The sequence below is a fragment of the Metabacillus sp. YM-086 genome, assembly GCF_048059995.1.
GTDB lineage: Bacteria > Bacillota > Bacilli > Bacillales > Bacillaceae > Metabacillus > Metabacillus litoralis_B.
Window position 1 is genome coordinate 22,151 of record NZ_JBLUOI010000049.1, and the last position, 18,142, is coordinate 40,292.

At 36.0% G+C, this 18,142-nt stretch carries 14 protein-coding genes and 10 tRNA genes; 2 read left to right on the plus strand and 22 right to left on the minus strand.

Annotated features, from left to right (window positions below):
• Nucleotides 1-54 precede the first annotated feature (54 nt).
• The 12 genes from ACEWK1_RS18715 to ACEWK1_RS18770 form a co-directional block, all read right to left on the minus strand.
• Nucleotides 55-891, minus strand: a complete 837-nt coding sequence (locus ACEWK1_RS18715; RefSeq protein WP_212135994.1) for an STAS domain-containing protein — start codon at nucleotides 889-891, stop codon at nucleotides 55-57.
• 186 nt (nucleotides 892-1,077) lie between these two features.
• Nucleotides 1,078-1,746: a hypothetical protein gene (locus ACEWK1_RS18720; RefSeq protein ID WP_212135993.1), complete on the minus strand. Its 669-nt coding sequence runs from the start codon at nucleotides 1,744-1,746 to the stop codon at nucleotides 1,078-1,080.
• Between the two features lie 290 nt (nucleotides 1,747-2,036).
• Nucleotides 2,037-2,933, minus strand: coding sequence for a carbohydrate ABC transporter permease (locus ACEWK1_RS18725; RefSeq protein WP_212135992.1), 897 nt, complete (start codon nucleotides 2,931-2,933; stop codon nucleotides 2,037-2,039).
• 18 nt (nucleotides 2,934-2,951) lie between these two features.
• Nucleotides 2,952-3,827 (minus strand): carbohydrate ABC transporter permease, encoded by an 876-nt coding sequence (locus ACEWK1_RS18730; RefSeq protein WP_121664511.1) that lies wholly within the window; start codon nucleotides 3,825-3,827, stop codon nucleotides 2,952-2,954.
• Between the two features lie 126 nt (nucleotides 3,828-3,953).
• Nucleotides 3,954-5,249, minus strand: a complete 1,296-nt coding sequence (locus tag ACEWK1_RS18735) for an extracellular solute-binding protein (RefSeq protein ID WP_121665168.1) — start codon at nucleotides 5,247-5,249, stop codon at nucleotides 3,954-3,956.
• A 136-nt stretch (nucleotides 5,250-5,385) separates the two neighbouring features.
• Nucleotides 5,386-6,171, minus strand: a complete 786-nt coding sequence (locus ACEWK1_RS18740; RefSeq protein WP_121665167.1) for a response regulator transcription factor — start codon at nucleotides 6,169-6,171, stop codon at nucleotides 5,386-5,388.
• Nucleotides 6,171-7,928 carry a sensor histidine kinase gene (locus ACEWK1_RS18745; protein ID WP_212135991.1) on the minus strand — a complete coding sequence of 586 codons (1,758 nt, stop codon included), beginning with the start codon at nucleotides 7,926-7,928 and terminating at the stop codon, nucleotides 6,171-6,173. Before ACEWK1_RS18745 ends, ACEWK1_RS18740 begins: the two co-directional genes overlap by 1 nt.
• A gap of 219 nt (nucleotides 7,929-8,147) precedes the next feature.
• On the minus strand, nucleotides 8,148-8,750 hold the full coding sequence (locus tag ACEWK1_RS18750) for a polysaccharide deacetylase family protein (RefSeq protein WP_212136570.1): 603 nt from the start codon (nucleotides 8,748-8,750) through the stop codon (nucleotides 8,148-8,150).
• A 57-nt stretch (nucleotides 8,751-8,807) separates the two neighbouring features.
• Nucleotides 8,808-9,464, minus strand: coding sequence for an SGNH/GDSL hydrolase family protein (locus ACEWK1_RS18755; protein ID WP_212135990.1), 657 nt, complete (start codon nucleotides 9,462-9,464; stop codon nucleotides 8,808-8,810).
• Between the two features lie 184 nt (nucleotides 9,465-9,648).
• Entirely contained in the window at nucleotides 9,649-11,148 is a 1,500-nt protein-coding gene (xylB, locus tag ACEWK1_RS18760; RefSeq protein ID WP_212135989.1) for a xylulokinase, read from the minus strand.
• 147 nt (nucleotides 11,149-11,295) lie between these two features.
• Nucleotides 11,296-12,627: a xylose isomerase gene (gene xylA, locus ACEWK1_RS18765; protein WP_212135988.1), complete on the minus strand. Its 1,332-nt coding sequence runs from the start codon at nucleotides 12,625-12,627 to the stop codon at nucleotides 11,296-11,298.
• 234 nt (nucleotides 12,628-12,861) lie between these two features.
• A complete protein-coding gene (locus ACEWK1_RS18770; RefSeq protein ID WP_212135987.1) occupies nucleotides 12,862-15,012 on the minus strand; it encodes a glycoside hydrolase family 52 protein in 2,151 nt (716 codons plus the stop codon).
• Between the two features lie 209 nt (nucleotides 15,013-15,221).
• Here ACEWK1_RS18770 and ACEWK1_RS18775 point away from each other — a divergent pair, with 209 nt between their 5' ends.
• A complete protein-coding gene (locus ACEWK1_RS18775; protein WP_232273657.1) occupies nucleotides 15,222-16,373 on the plus strand; it encodes an ROK family protein in 1,152 nt (383 codons plus the stop codon).
• A gap of 114 nt (nucleotides 16,374-16,487) precedes the next feature.
• Complete coding sequence (locus ACEWK1_RS18780; protein ID WP_212135986.1) at nucleotides 16,488-16,751, plus strand: YrhK family protein; 264 nt, start codon at nucleotides 16,488-16,490, stop codon at nucleotides 16,749-16,751.
• A gap of 171 nt (nucleotides 16,752-16,922) precedes the next feature.
• On the opposite strand, the gene ACEWK1_RS18785 is transcribed toward ACEWK1_RS18780, so the two are convergent.
• The 10 genes from ACEWK1_RS18785 to ACEWK1_RS18830 all read right to left on the minus strand — a co-directional run bounded on the left by ACEWK1_RS18785 (nucleotide 16,923) and on the right by ACEWK1_RS18830 (nucleotide 18,140).
• Nucleotides 16,923-17,004: transfer RNA gene (locus ACEWK1_RS18785), tRNA-Leu, on the minus strand.
• Nucleotides 17,005-17,026: 22 nt separating this feature from the next.
• Nucleotides 17,027-17,115: transfer RNA gene (locus ACEWK1_RS18790), tRNA-Leu, on the minus strand.
• 16 nt (nucleotides 17,116-17,131) lie between these two features.
• Nucleotides 17,132-17,205, minus strand: a tRNA-Cys gene (locus ACEWK1_RS18795).
• A gap of 15 nt (nucleotides 17,206-17,220) precedes the next feature.
• Nucleotides 17,221-17,292: transfer RNA gene (locus ACEWK1_RS18800), tRNA-Gly, on the minus strand.
• 59 nt (nucleotides 17,293-17,351) lie between these two features.
• Nucleotides 17,352-17,426 (minus strand) — tRNA-Gln (locus tag ACEWK1_RS18805).
• A 126-nt stretch (nucleotides 17,427-17,552) separates the two neighbouring features.
• Nucleotides 17,553-17,628: transfer RNA gene (locus ACEWK1_RS18810), tRNA-His, on the minus strand.
• A gap of 17 nt (nucleotides 17,629-17,645) precedes the next feature.
• Nucleotides 17,646-17,719, minus strand: a tRNA-Trp gene (locus ACEWK1_RS18815).
• Nucleotides 17,720-17,724: 5 nt separating this feature from the next.
• Nucleotides 17,725-17,808: transfer RNA gene (locus ACEWK1_RS18820), tRNA-Tyr, on the minus strand.
• Nucleotides 17,809-17,819: 11 nt separating this feature from the next.
• Nucleotides 17,820-17,892: transfer RNA gene (locus tag ACEWK1_RS18825), tRNA-Thr, on the minus strand.
• Between the two features lie 175 nt (nucleotides 17,893-18,067).
• Nucleotides 18,068-18,140 (minus strand) — tRNA-Phe (locus ACEWK1_RS18830).
• Between the last annotated feature and the right edge of the window lie 2 nt (nucleotides 18,141-18,142).

The window sequence follows — 18,142 nt, forward strand, 5'->3', positions numbered from 1 at the left end:
CTTATAGATAAATAAGAGGATGAGCTTAATTGCTCATCCTCTTTCTTAATTAATTCAGGATTTTTTAATGCCAAGTTCATGTAAGGCCTGCATCATTGTAGCCTTTGTCTTAATATCTCCAAAATGAATTCCTAGCTTTACAACAGTTTGAGCAATTTCCGGGCGAATTCCTGTTATGATCACTTCTACACCTGTTAATTGTAATGCTTTTACAACTTGAAATAATTGATTGGCCACCATTGTATCAATAATTGGAACACCAGACACATCTAAAATTAGATTGGATACACCTAATCTTGCAGATTCATGTAATGAGATATCCATAATTAATTTTGCACGATGTGTATCTACTGCCCCAACTATAGGAAGCACTACAATACCTTTTACAATAGGAACTACAGGTACAGAGAGTTCCTCAAGTGCTGTATAAGCTACATCCATTAACTTCTGATTATGCTTTTCAAATTCCTCACCAATAATTCCGCAGACTAAATCTAATAACGGATCAATAATTTTAGAAACATCAAGCATCGTAATAGGAGCGAATTCCCTTTTATTTAACTCTTTAGTAAAAGCATCCCAGATAACAGTTCGATATAAATAGATCCCTCTTAATGTGCTGCTTAAAGAAATATTATCCCTTATCGCAATTTGTGCAGCCTCTCTTCCCCAACAGATCACCTTTTCTCTTATCTCATCAAGGTTACCATAAAGAGCCTCACCAAAATAACGAATGAGAGTGGCTCTATACTTGATACGTTCTGCTATTGGCATCTTCGACAATTCAATCTGCTTCATAAGAACGGTATCCTTTTGAAAAACTACTTTTTTTGCAAGTTCTAAGTCATTCTCAACAATTTTTTGCCCTATGTACTTTAATTCTTCCTTCATGACTTTAGATCTCCTTAAAACTTAGTTTTTTCGAACATATCTATAATGAATGTCATACTTTTAAATACAGAGTATATGATTAAATCCCTTACAAAAGAAGAGAAAAAAATAAAGCTTCATTCCCAACCAAGAAGCTTTATTTTCGTTATTAGCTGTTGTTTGTTTATAAGAGTCGTTTAATGCGTATCACTCTGTAGTTTGTTCATCCTCATGCTCAGCCTCTAATGCTGATTCGATTTCTACCTGTAATTCTGCTTCACTTTTTACTTCCTGCTGCTCTTCTTCCACTTCGCTAAATACCTGTGACCAATCATTTTCTGGATCAAACATACCTTCTTCAAGTTCATAATCATTTAATTCACTATTTAACTCATATAAAATCCTATAAACATGGTATATATTTTTCTGACTTTCAGATTGACTATATGCCTGATTTATTCGAATTAATACTTGCAGCAAATCTTGAGCAACAGAATTACTGGAATCTAATTGTTCAGGTAATAGTTCATCAATTTCTGAAACTCGTTCTTGTAGTTCATTCTTAACACTCTCTGTGACCCAATCTTCCGGATACTGATCTTGAGGGCCATTTTGTCTGGACTGAACAAAAAACTGACCATTAACAATGGATTGAAAATAAGAAAATTGTTTTTCAACTAATTCTCCAGCCTTTTGATCAAATTCACTATTTTCTTCAGTTTCTTCTGTATCAGTTGATTTTTCATCCTTAACTGAACTGCTTGAAAAAGAACCATTGACACGATCATTTCTATTAGATTCAATATAATTTAAAAGGAAAATACTTATTCCAATAATGAAAATACCAATTAAAATATATAACCTTTTCTTATTCAATTTAAACTTCCTTTCTATGACTCTTCGTATATCGTAATATATTTATAGGGAAAATAATACATAATTTTATAGCAGTCTAATATTTTCCAATTATACAATAAACCTATATGTATAATACATCATGTCCATAATAGTTCTCCATAGCTTTTAAATGACCTTCCCCAAGATTGTAGATTTCCTTTAACTTCATGAAAAAAGGCCCCAACATTTCTGCTGAAGCCTTAACGATATCTTTAAATACCTTTTTTTTTCGGCAAAAAGGCCAACTCCTATTCGAGTTAGCCCCACTATTACCCTTTTACTGAACCTGCTGCAATTCCTTCAACAATTCGATCACTTAATATGAAATAAGCAATTAATACTGGGATAATACTAATCATTAATGTTGCACCAATTGCTCCCCAATCTGTTAAATATTGCCCAACAAAGTTGTTTACCCCAACTGTAATGGTTTTCCATTTATCAGAGCTTAAGAAGGTATTTACGAATACAAATTCGTTCCAGTTGTAAATCATGTTAATAATGATAGTTGTTGAAAGAACAGGCACCGTCATTGGGAGTGTGATTTGGAAGAAGATTCTATGAATAGAGCATCCATCCATAACAGCTGCTTCTTCAATCTCCCTTGGAATTGATCTATAAAAACCTGTTAAGATCATGATTGTAATTGGTAAATTAAACGCTACATACGACAAAATAATTGCAATTGGATTATCAATTAGATTAACTGATTTAAAGATATTAAATAATGGAATTAATGTTGAATGTAGCGGAATCATATATCCTGCCATAAACAAACCAAGCACTAATCCACTTAGTTTCCAATACATTCTTGTAATAGCAAATGTTACAAAGCTAGCAAGAATAACAGTGATAATAACGGCTAATATTGTGTATAGTACACTATTAAAAAAGTAGACATCGATATTACCTGTTGTCCAAGCCTTAACATAGTTTCCCCATTGTGGATCTTGTGGTAGTGCAAATGGGGACATGCCAAATACCTCTTGATTAGTTTTTAGTGAAAACATAAATAACCAGACTAACGGATACACTTGGACTATTGCAATGATCCCTAGAATTAAGTAAAGAACTCCATATCCAATTCTTCTTCCAAGTGATTTATTTGTTTTATAATTAGCAGATAGGGTCGTATTTTTTTGTGTTTCATTTAAAACATTTGACATTGTTGTTACTCCCCTTTCCTAGTATATATCTTCTTTTGAAGAAAGTAATTTTTGAATCAACCATGTCATCACAAGACAGATAATTAATAATCCAAATCCAATTGCACTTCCGTAGCCAAAGTTATATTTACTAAATGCTTCCTTATACATATAGGATGCCATAACCTCACTGGCACCGTTTGGTCCACCGCCAGTTAAAACAAAGATTAAATCAAAGTATTTTAAAGAACCAACGATTGCTAAAATGACCATTACCTTAATAACACCTGAAATTAAAGGCACCTTGATTTTATAAGCAATTTGAATTGGTGTAGCTCCATCAATTTTAGCCGCTTCTATAAGTTCTTCTGGTACGTTTTTCAATGCTGCATAGAAGATAATGATATAAAACCCAGCATATTGCCAAACTATTGGAATAAAGAGTGCATATAAAACAATGTTCGCATCCGCTAACCAAACTGGTGGATTATCAACACCTAGCATGACTAATAATCTGTTAATCATTCCATTTGTTGGATCAAACATTTTTGCCCATAATTGACCAATTGCAACAGAAGATAATAACATTGGAATAAGGTAGATCTTTCTTAAAAAGTTAGCTCCTTTAATTTTACTTGCTAAAATAAGCGATAAAATTAAATACCCAACAAGACTAATAGTCGAGAAGATTCCTAGTAAAATAGAATGCCATGTACTTTGCCAGAACATTTTATCTTTTACTAATTCAATATAGTTTTCTAAACCAATAAAAGTCATATCACCTATGCCGTTCCAGTCCATAAGACCATAATAGCCAGTTAAAACAATTGGGATATAAATTAATAGAAGAATAAGCAGCAAAGCAGGAAGTACATAAAGGCTGATTACTAGTTTGTTCGACATTACATTTTTCATTTCTTATACTCCCTTCTTAATCAAATGTAGACTAAGTATTTTCAATAGGTTCGAGGGTTTTTAAAGATACTTTCAAAACAGTAGAGGGCAATTCACATGCCCTCTACTTCAATTCAATGATTCGTATTATTTTTGCTCTTTTGCAAGCTCATCTGCATGTTGTTTAACAAATTCTTCCGGAGTTACTTGTTTTCCAAATAGAGCAGTTACTAAATCATGGTGTAGTTCAGAAACAGCTGGGCTTGATTGAGTATCAAAATAAGTTGTAACATTTGATGCTTCACTTAAATCTTTTAAGATGTCAATATACATTGGAGCAAGATCTAAACTAGATGTATCAACTTTTGTTGCAGGAATAACACCAGCATCTGTTACAGCTTTTTCTCCCCATTTTTCAACTAAGAATGCAGTGAAATCTTTAGCTTCTTCTTGAACCTTTGAATCTTTCGCTACGAATAATCCAACACCAGGACCACCTACATAGCTATTAATCTCAGTTCCTTTACCGCCTTCATAAGTTGGGAACTTGAAGTAACCGATTTTATCTTTAAACTCTTGTGTGACATCTGGACTAGTTGTATAGTTTGGTAATTCCCAAGTAGCTGTTAAGAACATTGCTGCTTGTTCGTTCATGAAATAACCTTTTGCATCATCATTTGATAACGCACTAGCACCTTTTACGAATCCACCCATATCTACAAGATTTTGAATTTCTTCTGCTGCTTTTACAATTGAAGGATCATCAAATTTCGCTTTTCCATCAATAACATCAGTTAAGATTGTAGAACCACCAATGCGGTCTGCCATGTACATAAACCAGAATGATGCTGGCCAACCATCTTTTGCACCTACAGTAGCAGGAGTAACTCCATTATCAGCTAATGTTTTTACAACATTCTTGTATTCTTCGAAAGTTTTTGGAACTTCTAGGTTGTACTTTTCAAAGATTTCCTTGTTATAGAAAACATATGAAATATTTAATTCTAAAGGAAGACCATAAGTTTTTCCGTCAACTGCGTATGATTCCTTTACACCTGGGATAAAAGCATCTTTAAGATTGCTGCTTTCAACGATATCGTCTAGTGGAGCTAACATATCACCTTCAACATAAGGTTGAATGAATCCATCAGACCAAGTCATACCGATATCTGGTAACTCATTTGATGAAGCAAGAACTTTAAGCTTTTCTCTGTATTGATCAGGGTTTAAAATTTCTGTTTCAATTTTAACGTCATGTTCACTTTCATATTCAGTAATAATATCTTTTACAATTGAAAACTGAGCATTTGAACTTCCTTCAGGCCATAAATGCATAAATTTAATTACTTTCTTTTCATCTGCACTACCACTACCACCTTCTTCTGAAGAACTTGAGGAAGAACAACCTGCAAGTGCTAAAGAAACAAGCATAAGAACAGACATAACAACTGCAACCGCTTTCTTTTTAAACAAACTAATTACCCCCTATGACTTTAGTTTTATTTAACTTACATTTATAGTGTACAGTCAGATCATTCTGAAAAATAGGTCACAACGATTAGGAAAAATACCACTATTTTTAGAAAGCCCTTTCATTGTTGTTTTTTCGGTATGCACTGGGTGTCATACCTTCTATTTCCTTGAATATCTTAATAAAGTATTTTGGGGTTTTATAACCAGATTCTTCCGCAATATCATAGATAGGTAAATGGGTAGAAATCAACAGTTCCTTTGCTCGTTGAATTCTTCTTCTCGTGACATATTCACTAAATGTGAGCTTAACATGCTCTTTAAACAAAACACTCAAATAGCTTGGATTTAAATGAACATGATCCGCTACTTCCTTTTGAGATAATTCATTTTTCAAGTTTTGATTGATATACTCAATTGCCTCCCTGATTGCTTCAGGATTTGTTGAGTTTTGAGTATCTGCAGTAACAAGCTTTTTATCCACTACCTTTTCAATCATTCCTGCTCGCTCCTGCTTATCAACTGTCTGCACAGCATCCTCAACAGCCTCAATTAAAGCTTTTTTACTAATTGGTTTTAGCAGATAATTAATAACCCCTAAACGAAGAGCTTCCTGGGCATATTTAAATTCAGAATACGCTGAAATCACAATGATAACAGGATGGATATCCTGTTCTTTTGCGATTTTAAGTAATTCTAAGCCTGTTATCTCTGGCATTTGGATATCGGTAATAAGAATATGAACCCGTTGATTTGTCATAATCCCAATTGCCTCTTCCCCGTTAGAAGCTGTTAACACATCATAGTTTCCATTTGCCCAAGCATTTAAATTTTTCTGTAGCCCAAGACGTGTTCTAGGTTCGTCATCCACAATTAGAATTGTCTTTAAATGAATCATCGTACTTCCTCCCCGCTAACAGGTATGATAAATGAAACCCTTGTCCCACTATCTTCCTCACTCGTTATGGTAAGTCCACTTTGTAAACGATCTTGATAATATAATTCAAGACGCTTGTGTACATTGGAAATAGCAATTCCAGTCCCCTTTTTAATTGAAGAAACCTCTCCTGATTGCATGGTACGTCTAATGACAGCCAGGTTTTCTTCGTTTATTCCCGGCCCATCATCCTCTACAAGTATTTGAAGATATTCTTTGTCCTCCATTGACTGTACAGAAATCGATATCGTACATGGATCTACCTTATTTCCAGCTCCATGTAAAACAGCATTTTCAACTAAGGGTTGAATTAATAGCTTTGGTATTTTCACCTGCTCAAGCTCTTTTGGGATTGTCATAATCCAATTTACATGGTCTCCAAAGCGCATTTTCATAATCTCCATGTAGTTTTCGATATGCTGAAGTTCTTCTTTCATTGTTACCCAATCTCCGTCTGTTTGTTTTGTAATGGTATATCGAAACAATTCAGACATAGCAACAACAAACTCAGCCAAATCTTCCTGTTCTTTATCCTCAAGCTCCCACTTCAGAGCATCCAAGGTATTGAAAAGGAAATGTGGATTTATTTGGGCTTGTAATGCCTTTAATTCACTTCGACTTCGGGTAATTTCTTTTTGATAAACCATTTTTATAAGATGATTTGTTTCTTTAACTAGTTGATTATACGTACTATTTAGTTCATTTATTTCATTTACGGTCGTTACACTAGGATTCATCGTCAAAGACCCTGAGCTTGCCTGCTGCATCGTTTTTGTTAGTTTAATAATAGGACTTGTAATAAACGTTGATAGAAATAAGGAGCTTATAAAAAAGATAATAAATCCAATAACCCCAGAAATGATAATACCTGTGCGCAACACACTAATACCCTCAGTTAAAGCTTTAATAGGTGTTAAAATAACTAGTGTCCAGCCAGTTTCATTGGATGTCTGCTTTGTTACCATATATTCCTGGTTTGCTAAAGTGATCGTTGGATCATTATTCTTTATAATTGGATCAATAGAATGTTGGTAGTTTGAAAGAATAGGCTTTAAGGCTTGATCTAATAGAATTGAATACTGATTGGATTGATTTGACTTATCTTGATTAGCAAATTCAAAATAATCCCGATAAATACTAATAAGTAAATAACCACCATTTGCATAGTCTTTTCCCATAAGATTCACTCTTCTTAGGGCGAGAATATTATCAGAATTACTTGGGTCATCACCTATCCATACTAATCCCCCGTTAGCATCATCTGCTTGATTTATCCATCTTGCATCGATTCTAGAAAATAAAGTTGCATTATCTTTTGGTATTGGTAATAAACTTTTTAAATCACTTGTATATAGTTCAAAAGAAAATATCCCATCTGTATTTGCTTGAATCGTGTTAACAATCCCCTCTACTTGTTGCCGCTCAGTAAAAGAAATTTCTTCCCCTTCAAAACTCTTCGTCAAAATCCTCTGTATATTATAATTTGTCATAACAAATTTAGAGGCTGTACTTATCTGTTTATATAAAGATTCTAATCTCCCATTTGCCTCAGATACTGTTTGGTGAATTTGTTTATCAGCATTATTTTTTAATAAAGTAGAAACCTGATTAAATGTTAAGAGACTAACAATCAATAGCACCACAGCCATAACCACTAAAAAGACAACTAATATTTGATTTCGTAACGTATTCCATTTTTTTAACTTTGTGAGCATAATTGATTCGTCCTTTGTTTTAGATCATTTTAATAACTATAACTCATTTTAATGAAAACGTTAACATATACTTAAAATACTAAAATTTTAGATTAGTTTTATTCAATTAACTGAATTACTTATTGTTTTTTCTATACTCTAGTAGATAAATTTGTTCTGTAACAGTTGCTATGTTCACTATATTACAAAAATGGATACTAGCCGAAATTTTCACCCTGCCTATGAGTGGTTTAATAACTCACTAACCGTAACAAGCTTATACCCCTGAGACGTTAATTCAGAAACAAGTATACGTACAGCTTCTACCGTTTGTGAGCGATCTTCGTAGCCATCATGAAAAATAAGAATGCTACCATTTTTCACACAATACCTTGTTTTCTCTAAAATAAAGTCTACACCGGGCATCTCCCAATCTTTCGCTTCCATATTTAAAGCTCCAATCATTGGATATCCCATCTGATTTAAAACAGATACAGTTTCATCATTGAAATCAAGGTAAGGAGGCCGAAAAACAACAGGCTTATGCCCAACTAATTCCGCTATTAATTTCTCGGTTCGTTCGATCTCTCCAAAGCAATCCTCACGATTTAATTGTGATAATTTAGGATGTGTGTATGTATGGTTTCCTATTTCATGTCCAAGTTCAAAAGCCGTCTTCACAAGCTCTGGGCACTTCTCTATTTGCTCACCAATCATAAAGAAGGTTGCTTTCCCATCTACTTCTGAAAAAATATCTAGTACTTGTGGAGTAAAGAATGGGTTTGGTCCATCGTCAAATGTAATAGCAATTAGCTTTTCCGATGTGGACACCTCGTTAATCATTAATTTTTCAGCCAATTACGTCCCCTCCTTCATATTTGTAAGCTATAAATGCAACTACTATGGTCGATTCCAGTCAAAATCTATTGCTTTTAAAAATGCACGGGTAAGAACCATATGACCTGCAGCAGAAGGATGAACTCGGTCCCAAGCTAGTGCTGCTGGATAAAGTTCTTTTAATACAACCTGAAAAGCCTCCTGGGTATTAACAAATAGACAGTTTGTTTCCTCAGCAATTGTCTTTACAACAAGACCGTATTGATCCATCAAGTGCCTCATTTGATCTTGCTCATTATTTTCTATATAAAAAGGTGTCATAAGGACAATGTCCTTTACGTGAGCCTTGGTTTCAGTTACAAGCCTCCTAAGCGTATCTCTATATTCATCAAGATACACATGACCTTCCTTAATAAATGGTGTATCAAACTGACGCCATACATCATTAATCCCAATCATGATAACTAACCAATCAGGCTTTTGTTCAAGTACATCCTTCTGCCATCTGTTTTTCAGATCTCTTACTGTATTTCCGCTAATTCCTTTGTTAACGACTCGAATACCCAACTCAGGATAAACAGCCTGAAGTAGCCCATCAATATACGATACATAGCCTTTGCCAAGGGCATTAAACAATCCCTCACCTTCAGGCTTCACACGTTCACAATCTGTTATGGAATCGCCAATAAATAGAAGTTTTTGATTTTGCTTAAGTTTCAATGTTTACCCTCCTTATATTTTTCATGAATGTAAAATAAGAAAAGCCTTCAAGTGAAAACTTGAGTGGCTTTTCATCTATTATTCTTTAGGAAACCATATTTTGTAATGACCACTTGAGGCTAATATCCTAAAAGAAGAAAGTTATCGTGACTGTTTCTTCAATAGTACAAACCGGTGTATTTGATCACTTTCTAAACTCTCTTAACTGCTCATTCATTTCCTTAGTTTGAGTATAGACTTGTTGATACACTTTAAATAATTTCTGATAGACTTCTACATTTTCAGGAATAGGATCATATGTTTTTGATGGTTGAATAAACTCTTCAGCACATTCTTTCAAAGAAGAATACCAACCACAACCATATGCTGCTAGCATGGCTGCTCCCATCCCTGGGCCTTGTTCACTTGTTAATTTTTCAATTTTCGCATTGAAAATATCAGCCTGCATTTGTAGCCATGTATCATTTTTCGCTCCACCACCGATGGAAATGATCGAATCAATATTTTTTCCACTGTTTCTAAAAATTTCAATAGATTCATTTAATGAAAATGTGATACCCTCAAGCACAGCACGAACAAAATGTTTACGTTCATGAGCAGCATCGGCTCCAATAAAGCTCCCACGAATCGTTGAGTCAGCATGAGGAGTTCTTTCACCAACGATATATGGAGTAAACAACAAGCCATTACTTCCTGCTGGTACTTCATCAATCCCTTCTAAAAATTGTTCAAATGCTTCATTCTTTGCGAATGTATCTTTAAACCAGCTTAAACTATACCCCGCTGCAAGGGTTACTCCCATTGTATAATAGGCGTTTTCCTCACCATGATTAAAGTAATGAACCTTACCTTCAAAATCCAAATCATTTCTCTCTTCGTAAGAAAGCACTACACCAGATGTTCCGATGCTACACAAAGTTTTTCCTTCTGATAAAATCCCAGAGCCAATTGCGCCACATGCATTATCTGCACCGCCTGCAAAAACCTTTGTTGTATCAGCTAGTCCTGTTTGTTGTGCATATTCTGCTGTTACAGTACCAACAAGAGCATGAGATTCCACTAACGGAGGACAGAAGTTTGAAGGAAGATTGAATTTATCTACTATTTCGTTACTCCAGCTGCGTTCTGCTACATTTAACAATAACGTCCCTGCAGCATCAGAGTATTCCATATGTAAAGCCCCTGTCATACGGAAACGTAGATAATCTTTCGGTAACAAAAATACACTAGAACGTTCAAAATTCTCTGGCTCATTCTCTTTTACCCAAAGAATCTTCGGTAAAGTAAAGCCCTCTAATGCAGGGTTTTTTGTTACTTCTAATAAACGTTCTGTCCCAACAGCTTCATAAATCTCTTGGCATTGTTTCGTTGTTCGTGTATCGTTCCATAAAATAGCATTACGAACCACTTGATTTTCACTATCAAGTAAAACAAGACCATGCATTTGCCCTGAAAAGCTGATTCCCTCGATATCCTTTACATCCCCATCAAATTGATTGATCAGTTCAGCTAAACCAGCTCTTGTTTTATCCACCCATTCCTCTGGATCTTGTTCACTGTAACCCGATTTTTCAATAATAAGTGGATATGACTTTGATACCTCTTGGCAAACGTCGCCATTCTGATTTACTAGTAAGATTTTAACTGCACTTGTTCCAAGATCAACACCAATAACGTATTTCATCTAGTATCATCCTTTTCTATAAAAATGAGGATGGCTCATAAGTACCTGACCACCCACATAAAAGACTATATATTAAGCCTTTTATGTGTTTGTAGGGTCTTATACTGTTAGTGAGACATCCTCATTTTTTCATCATTAAATTACTTATTAAACAGTTACTCCAGAAAGAGTTTCAAGAATATATTGATTTACTAATGCTTTAAGACGCTCTGTTCTACCAGATGTGTTCTTAATGTCTGTTAATTGAAGAGCATATTTTTCTAACTCATGGAAGTTTGTTTTTCCTTCAACAATATCTAATCCAATTCCTTTAGTGAAGCTGCTATAACGTTCTTCAACAAAGCTATCAAGTACTTTGTCTTCGATTAATTTGTTTGCAACTTTTAATCCGATTGCAAATGCATCCATACCTGCAATGTGAGCGTGGAATAGATCGTCAGCTTCGAATGATCCACGTCTTACCTTCGCATCGAAGTTTAATCCACCTTTACCTAGGCCACCATTTTTCAGGATTTCATACATAGCTAATGTGTTTGTATATAGATCAGTTGGGAATTCATCAGTATCCCATCCAAGAAGTGTATCACCTTGGTTTGCATCAACTGAACCAAGCATACCGTTAATACGAGCTGTTCTTAATTCATGCTCAAATGTATGTCCAGCTAATGTAGCATGGTTAGCTTCAATATTAAATTTGAAATGATCTGTTAAATCATATTTCTGTAAGAATGCTAATCCAGTCGCAACATCAAAATCATACTGATGTTTTGTTGGCTCTTTTGGTTTTGGTTCAATTAAGAAAGGAACTTCTAAACCAATTTCTTTTGCATAGTCTACTGCCATGTGGAAGAAGCGTGCTAAGTTATCTTGCTCAAGCTTCATATTTGTATTTAGTAGTGTTTCATATCCTTCACGGCCACCCCAGAATACATAGTTTTCTGCACCAAGCTCTTTCGCAACTTCTAGACCTTTTTTAACTTTTGCTGCAGAGTAAGCAAACACATCTGCATTTGGAGAAGTTGCTGCACCATGTACGTATCTTGCATTCGTGAACATGTTAGCTGTATTCCAAAGCAATTTTACTTTGCTAGTTTTCATGTATTCTTTAATCATCGCTACAATAACATCTTGGTTTTCATTTGTTTCCTTTAACGTGCTACCTTCTGGAGCAATATCAACATCATGAAAAGCAAAGAATGGAACATCTAATTTTTCAAAAAGCTCGAAAGCTGCTTCAACACGTGCTTTCGCTAAATCCAACCCTGTTAAATGGTTCCAAGGACGGATTGCTGTACCTACACCAAATGGATCAGATCCATCTGCAGTAAATGTATGCCAGTATGCAACTGAGAAACGAAGGATTTCCTCCATTGTTTTACCGTTAATTTTTTCTTCAGGATTATAATACTTAAATGCAAAAGGATTTGTAGATCTTGCACCTTCATATTGAATTTTGTTAACTGTCTCGAAATAAGCCATCGGGTTATTCCTCCTAGTAGTTGGTTTAGTAATAGGTTACAAACACATATGTAAATGCTTACAATAGATTTTTTATCATCTATTAATCTGTAACCTTTCTTTAATCAGATTATATCACTCTATACTTAGTTTGTCTATTCGATAAACTAAGATATTGGTAAAAAAATTTTATTTCTTAGTAAAACCATGTACCGGTCCCTCTTTTAGAATAAAAAGAGACCCAGCACAAATCTATTAAACTTCTTGAGTATTTGACACTAGTTCAGCCGTTTTTTTGGATTCTTCAAGCCATAAGATACTAGTGACTCCACGTGGATAGTACTTACTGCCAGCAATTTCACCGGAGATAATTTGATCACTCCAGCTCCAAACTGATAATGTTGGGTGTGTTAGCCATGCTACATGAGCTGCGTCTGCCTTCGCCCCTGATTCATCCCATTCCCAACCAAGAATCTCACGAGTAATAAACTGAGATAGATAAATTTTACTTAGCCAAGAATTGTTGCTAGTAGACGAGATTTTCCATCCTCCGTCTTCAAACAAGCAAATTCCCTCTGTTAATACTGTTTTCAGATGAGTTTGTAACGCTTGAATATATGCTCCAAATCGTCCATTAGGATCCAGTGCATCATGGTTATTTGTGTAATATGGGAAAATTAGCCCTTCAATAGCAGGAATGATTTTAGAATCATTACCTTCTTTTATTACAGCTGGAATATATCCATTAGGTGTAACCTGAGAAACAATCGTAGCTGCACATTTTTCGGCTTGACCACCAGCTTCTTTTGAGAGTTCTGTTAGATCATTTTCTCTAAACAGTTTCTCAAGTGCTACATAAGATGCCCATGTTTTCCCTGCTAGATAAATATTATTTCTAGCCTGACCAAGTGAAACATCCAAACTATCATAAGTAGTAATCTCTGCTCCTCCCATAACACGTGTGGAATCTAATCCCATTATTCCATCTCGTTTATCAGCTTCAGGATGATCACGATTCAACATACTTTCAAAGCAGCGAACGAAAATATCTAAATGATCCTCTAACCACTTTTTGTCTCCTGTTTGCTCCACATAAACTGATGCACAAAGAACCCAGTTAACCAGTTGTTCATATGTCATGTGAGAAAAACATCCATCTAATCCATATAACTCATAGGAAGAATAATGTGGTCTTGAAATTGTATTGGCTACTCCCATGTCATGGGTAAAACTGATTCCGCCTGGATATTCAGTTGCAACACCTGGAAAACGAACTTTATCTTCATAACTGAAGCGTTTGACAAACATATCTAACTCATTTTTAACTGTCCAAGGATTCATTTTCAATTCAAAAAAGATTTGGTCAACCGTTAAGTCAAAGGTATTCATCATTCGATATTCGCCCTCGTTCACAACCCAGAATGCTTCACCGTCAGCATCCAATAATTGAGTTGAGCCATAATAGCTTCGAATGGAGTGAATCATCATGAATTTTTGGTCTTCCGATAATTCTGTATTACTTACCAATCTATTAGCCTCTTTTGCGCGGCTTGCAAATTCATCAAAGTTCTCTAAGGCAAAAGCTGCTACAGATTCGATATTCGAAAAATATCGTGTGTAGTAGTAAGAAGCATCCATCCCAGCTGTTACATAACCTGAACGATGAAAGCAAATGGCAAATTTATACGTTCTTTTTTGACCAGCAGGAACATCCATGACTAGTGCACCAACAGGTCCTAAACCAAAAGTCCAGTTCTCTTTAAATGGAGTTGTTAAAATATTTTCTATACTAAAGTGAAGAGCAGACTTTACCTCTGGGTTATCTGATGTTATTGCTGTTAAACGCCCCTGACCAATCCCCGCAATCCCCTCACATGTATCATCTAATCGACGCATGGAGCTATAGGGGTCACTTCCTTGATACCCAAAGAAAGCTCGGCGACTCTTGGTTCCTTTTGTATTATCGACTGTTAATTCAGCCCATACAGCTGGAATGATAGTCTTCTTCAACTCATCATCTGTTTCAGAAGATGGTTCCGGTACAGTTTGAGCTTGGGTATAGATTGTAAAGGATAAGTCCCCAGCTCTCCAAGTGTCTGTTCCTAATTGAAAGTCACGTTGAATTTCATCTTTTGAATAAGGAATAATGATGCGTGGTTTATCTGGATCTGGATCCATATTTTCAATATCATAGCGCTTACTTTCGTCATCTTCTACTTCAAAAAAAGGAAGCGCCTGATACATCCCTTCCTGATCGATCGTCTCAACGCCTACATAAACATTTTTCTTCGGTGAACGGCCAAGTTCTAAATCCAAACCTCCCCCATTTCCATAGAATCCAAGTGTGAAACTTGAAAAGGCTCCGATAGGTGAATGATGTGCATTAAAAAACATGTTTTTTGGCATTTTGTTCCCCACTCCCAAAATTTAAATAGAGTAAATGCTAGTTACTTTAAACTTATGGCTTATGCGTCATTATTTAAGCGATTTCATTTCTCTGTTTCATAAGCTCCTTCATACTGTGGTTCATTATAACACCGAATTTTAAGTTTGTATATCCAACAAACTAAGTTTAGTGTTAAAATAAATGAAGATCAGATAAGGAGTTTTTAAAAGTGGAAACGATTACATGGAATCAGCATCTTGTGAAAAAAAATAATAAAGCTCTCGTACTACAACTTATTATGCACAGAGAACCCATTTCAAGAGCCGATATTGCCCAAATATCCGGTCTACACAAAGCAACCGTTTCATCTTTAGTGAATGAATTACTAGAAGAAGAACTTATCTACGAATCTGGACCAGGAGAATCCAGTGGTGGACGACGTCCTGTTATTCTACATTTTAATAAAGTTGCAGGTTATGCGATTGGAATTGATATCGGTGCAAATTATGTATTATCTGTATTAACTGACTTAAAAGGCAACATAGTTCTTGAAAAAAATCACGCAGTCACCCTAACTCCTTACCCTACTATTATGAATCTTGTAAAAAGTATGATTCAGTCCCTAATGACTGAAATGCCTCAAAGTCGATATGGTGTTGTAGGCATAGGTGTAGGTGTACCAGGAATTGTTAACAAAGAAGGAACAGTCCTTCTGGCACCTAACTTAGGCTGGAAAAACACTAACTTAAAACTAGACTTAGAAGAGTTATTCGAAGTGCCTGTAATAGTCGAAAATGAAGCCAACGCTGGAGCATTCTGTGAGCAAAAATTCGGAGCAGGAAAAGACTACGAAAATATGGTCTATATAAGTGCAGGTATCGGTATTGGTGTAGGTATCTTTTTAAATAGAGAGCTATATCAAGGTAAAAATGGATTCTCTGGTGAAATGGGCCATATGATTATAGACATGAACGGTAAGCCATGCAACTGCGGCAGCAAAGGTTGTTGGGAAGCATACGCATCAGAACATGCACTACTAGAGCAAGCTGAAAGTAGCATCGAAACTGTCTTAGAACTAGCAAAAAATCACGATCAAACCGCCCAAGACCTTTTCAAGGAAATCGGTAAATACCTTGGAATTGGAATTAACAATATCATCAATACCTTCAACCCAGATCAGGTTATTATCGGAAACAGATTAGCTTTAGCTAGAGAATGGATAGAAGAGCCAATCAAGACCACTATTGAAAATCATACACTTACCCATCATCAAAATGAGCTACAATTAGACTTTTCAAAGCTTGAGCAGTACTCTACTGTACTAGGAGTCTCTGCATTTGCAGTTGAAAGCTTTATTAAAGAGGATAGCAAAGTTTTATAGGATAGTAGAATAATCTCCTTGTTTTCTTTGGGAAAATGGGGAGGTTTTTTATTTGTCGGCGCAAGTGTTTTATGAACTTCACATCGGGAATATTACTAGGAGGGAGATGATAGAATGAAAGTGGATCATAAGTCTAATTACATTGATATACAAATTGGCCATCATGAAATTATTATTAACGAACGCTATGAATTTTTCTATAACCTTAATGATGTGTTTATCGCCCTTTGCTTTCTGGTTGGTAGTGTGCTCTTTCTTTGGGATTCATTTGAAACTTATGCTATCTGGATGTTTATCGTGGGCAGTGGACTATTCTTAATTAGACCTATGATAAAATTCATCAAACGCTTTCACTTGAAAAAGGTTCGTAATAACTGAGTATTAGTTATAAGATATTTTGTAATGTTCATTAACATATTTGGATGGAATCAGCTATGTTTGGTATTGTTCTTTGACAATCTTGTTTCCTCTTTAACAGCACAAAAAAAGACAAGACGATATTCGTTGTCTTGTCTTTTACTATTGTATTAAGTAATGATTGTGTTTTGATACCAGTGGTCGGGGTCGAACCGACACTCCCGAAGGAACACGATTTTGAGTCGTGCGCGTCTGCCAATTCCGCCACACTGGCAAAGGATTAAGTACACAATAAATGGTGCCGAGGACCGGAATCGAACCGGTACGGTAGTCACCTACCGCAGGATTTTAAGTCCTGTGCGTCTGCCAGTTCCGCCACCCCGGCAAGGGTGTTAAATGAATGGAGGCGGCAACCGGATTTGAACCGGTGATAAAGGTTTTGCAGACCTCTGCCTTACCACTTGGCTATGCCGCCATCACTAAAACTAAAAGCGGAAGACGGGATTCGAACCCGCGACCCCCACCTTGGCAAGGTGGTGTTCTACCACTGAACTACTTCCGCATCTTACTTTATCTATATGGTTTAGCCTATGCAATAGAACTAAAAAGTGTTAATAAAAATGGCTGGGCTAGCTGGATTCGAACCAACGCATGTCGCAGTCAAAGTGCGATGCCTTACCGCTTGGCTATAGCCCATTGAATTAGCTTCAAGAATAGGCTTCCTTGAATATGCTACATAAATCCTAATCGCGAAATATCGTCGACTTCCAATTGCTTTTCTGCATTTATAATTACTAAGCTATCATATCTGATATATATAAATGGGGCGACTGATGGGAATCGAACCCACGAATGTCGGAACCACAATCCGATGCGTTAACCACTTCGCCACAATCGCCATCAAGTTTTTATAATTGGCAGGGGCAGTAGGAATCGAACCCACACCAAAGGTTTTGGAGACCTCTATTCTACCGTTAAACTATGCCCCTATAAATGGTGGAGGGGGGCAGATTCGAACTGCCGAACCCTAAGGAGCGGATTTACAGTCCGCCGCGTTTAGCCACTTCGCTACCCCTCCATATATGAGAGTGCCGGCGAGAGGACTTGAACCCCCAACCTACTGATTACAAGTCAGTTGCTCTACCAATTGAGCTACACCGGCGTCATTATAGATGTATATTAAGTTCTATCTTACTTACCAGTCACCCAAATCTCAGAGAGATTATTCAAGTAGCAGCTCGATTTGTGTGCTGAAGCAAAAGCTTCGAAGCATATTCGATCGTGCTCTACCAATTGAGCTACACCGGCGTTAAATTTAATTTAAAATAAATAAAAGGTGGCTCGGGACGGAATCGAACCGCCGACACATGGATTTTCAGTCCATTGCTCTACCAACTGAGCTACCGAGCCAA

Bases quoted from the DNA above. Each gene is read 5' to 3' on its own strand.
- ACEWK1_RS18715 (WP_212135994.1), bottom strand. From the start codon at position 891: ATGAAGGAAGAATTAAAGTACATAGGGCAAAAAATTGTTGAGAATGAC.
- ACEWK1_RS18725 (WP_212135992.1), bottom strand. From the start codon at position 2,933: ATGTCAAATGTTTTAAATGAAACACAAAAAAATACGACCCTATCTGCT.
- ACEWK1_RS18730 (WP_121664511.1), bottom strand. From the start codon at position 3,827: ATGAAAAATGTAATGTCGAACAAACTAGTAATCAGCCTTTATGTACTT.
- ACEWK1_RS18735 (WP_121665168.1), bottom strand. From the start codon at position 5,249: ATGTCTGTTCTTATGCTTGTTTCTTTAGCACTTGCAGGTTGTTCTTCC.
- ACEWK1_RS18745 (WP_212135991.1), bottom strand. From the start codon at position 7,928: ATGCTCACAAAGTTAAAAAAATGGAATACGTTACGAAATCAAATATTA.
- ACEWK1_RS18750 (WP_212136570.1), bottom strand. From the start codon at position 8,750: ATGATTAACGAGGTGTCCACATCGGAAAAGCTAATTGCTATTACATTT.
- xylB (WP_212135989.1), bottom strand. From the start codon at position 11,148: ATGAAATACGTTATTGGTGTTGATCTTGGAACAAGTGCAGTTAAAATC.
- xylA (WP_212135988.1), bottom strand. From the start codon at position 12,627: ATGGCTTATTTCGAGACAGTTAACAAAATTCAATATGAAGGTGCAAGA.
- ACEWK1_RS18770 (WP_212135987.1), bottom strand. From the start codon at position 15,012: ATGCCAAAAAACATGTTTTTTAATGCACATCATTCACCTATCGGAGCC.
- ACEWK1_RS18780 (WP_212135986.1), top strand. From the start codon at position 16,488: ATGAAAGTGGATCATAAGTCTAATTACATTGATATACAAATTGGCCAT.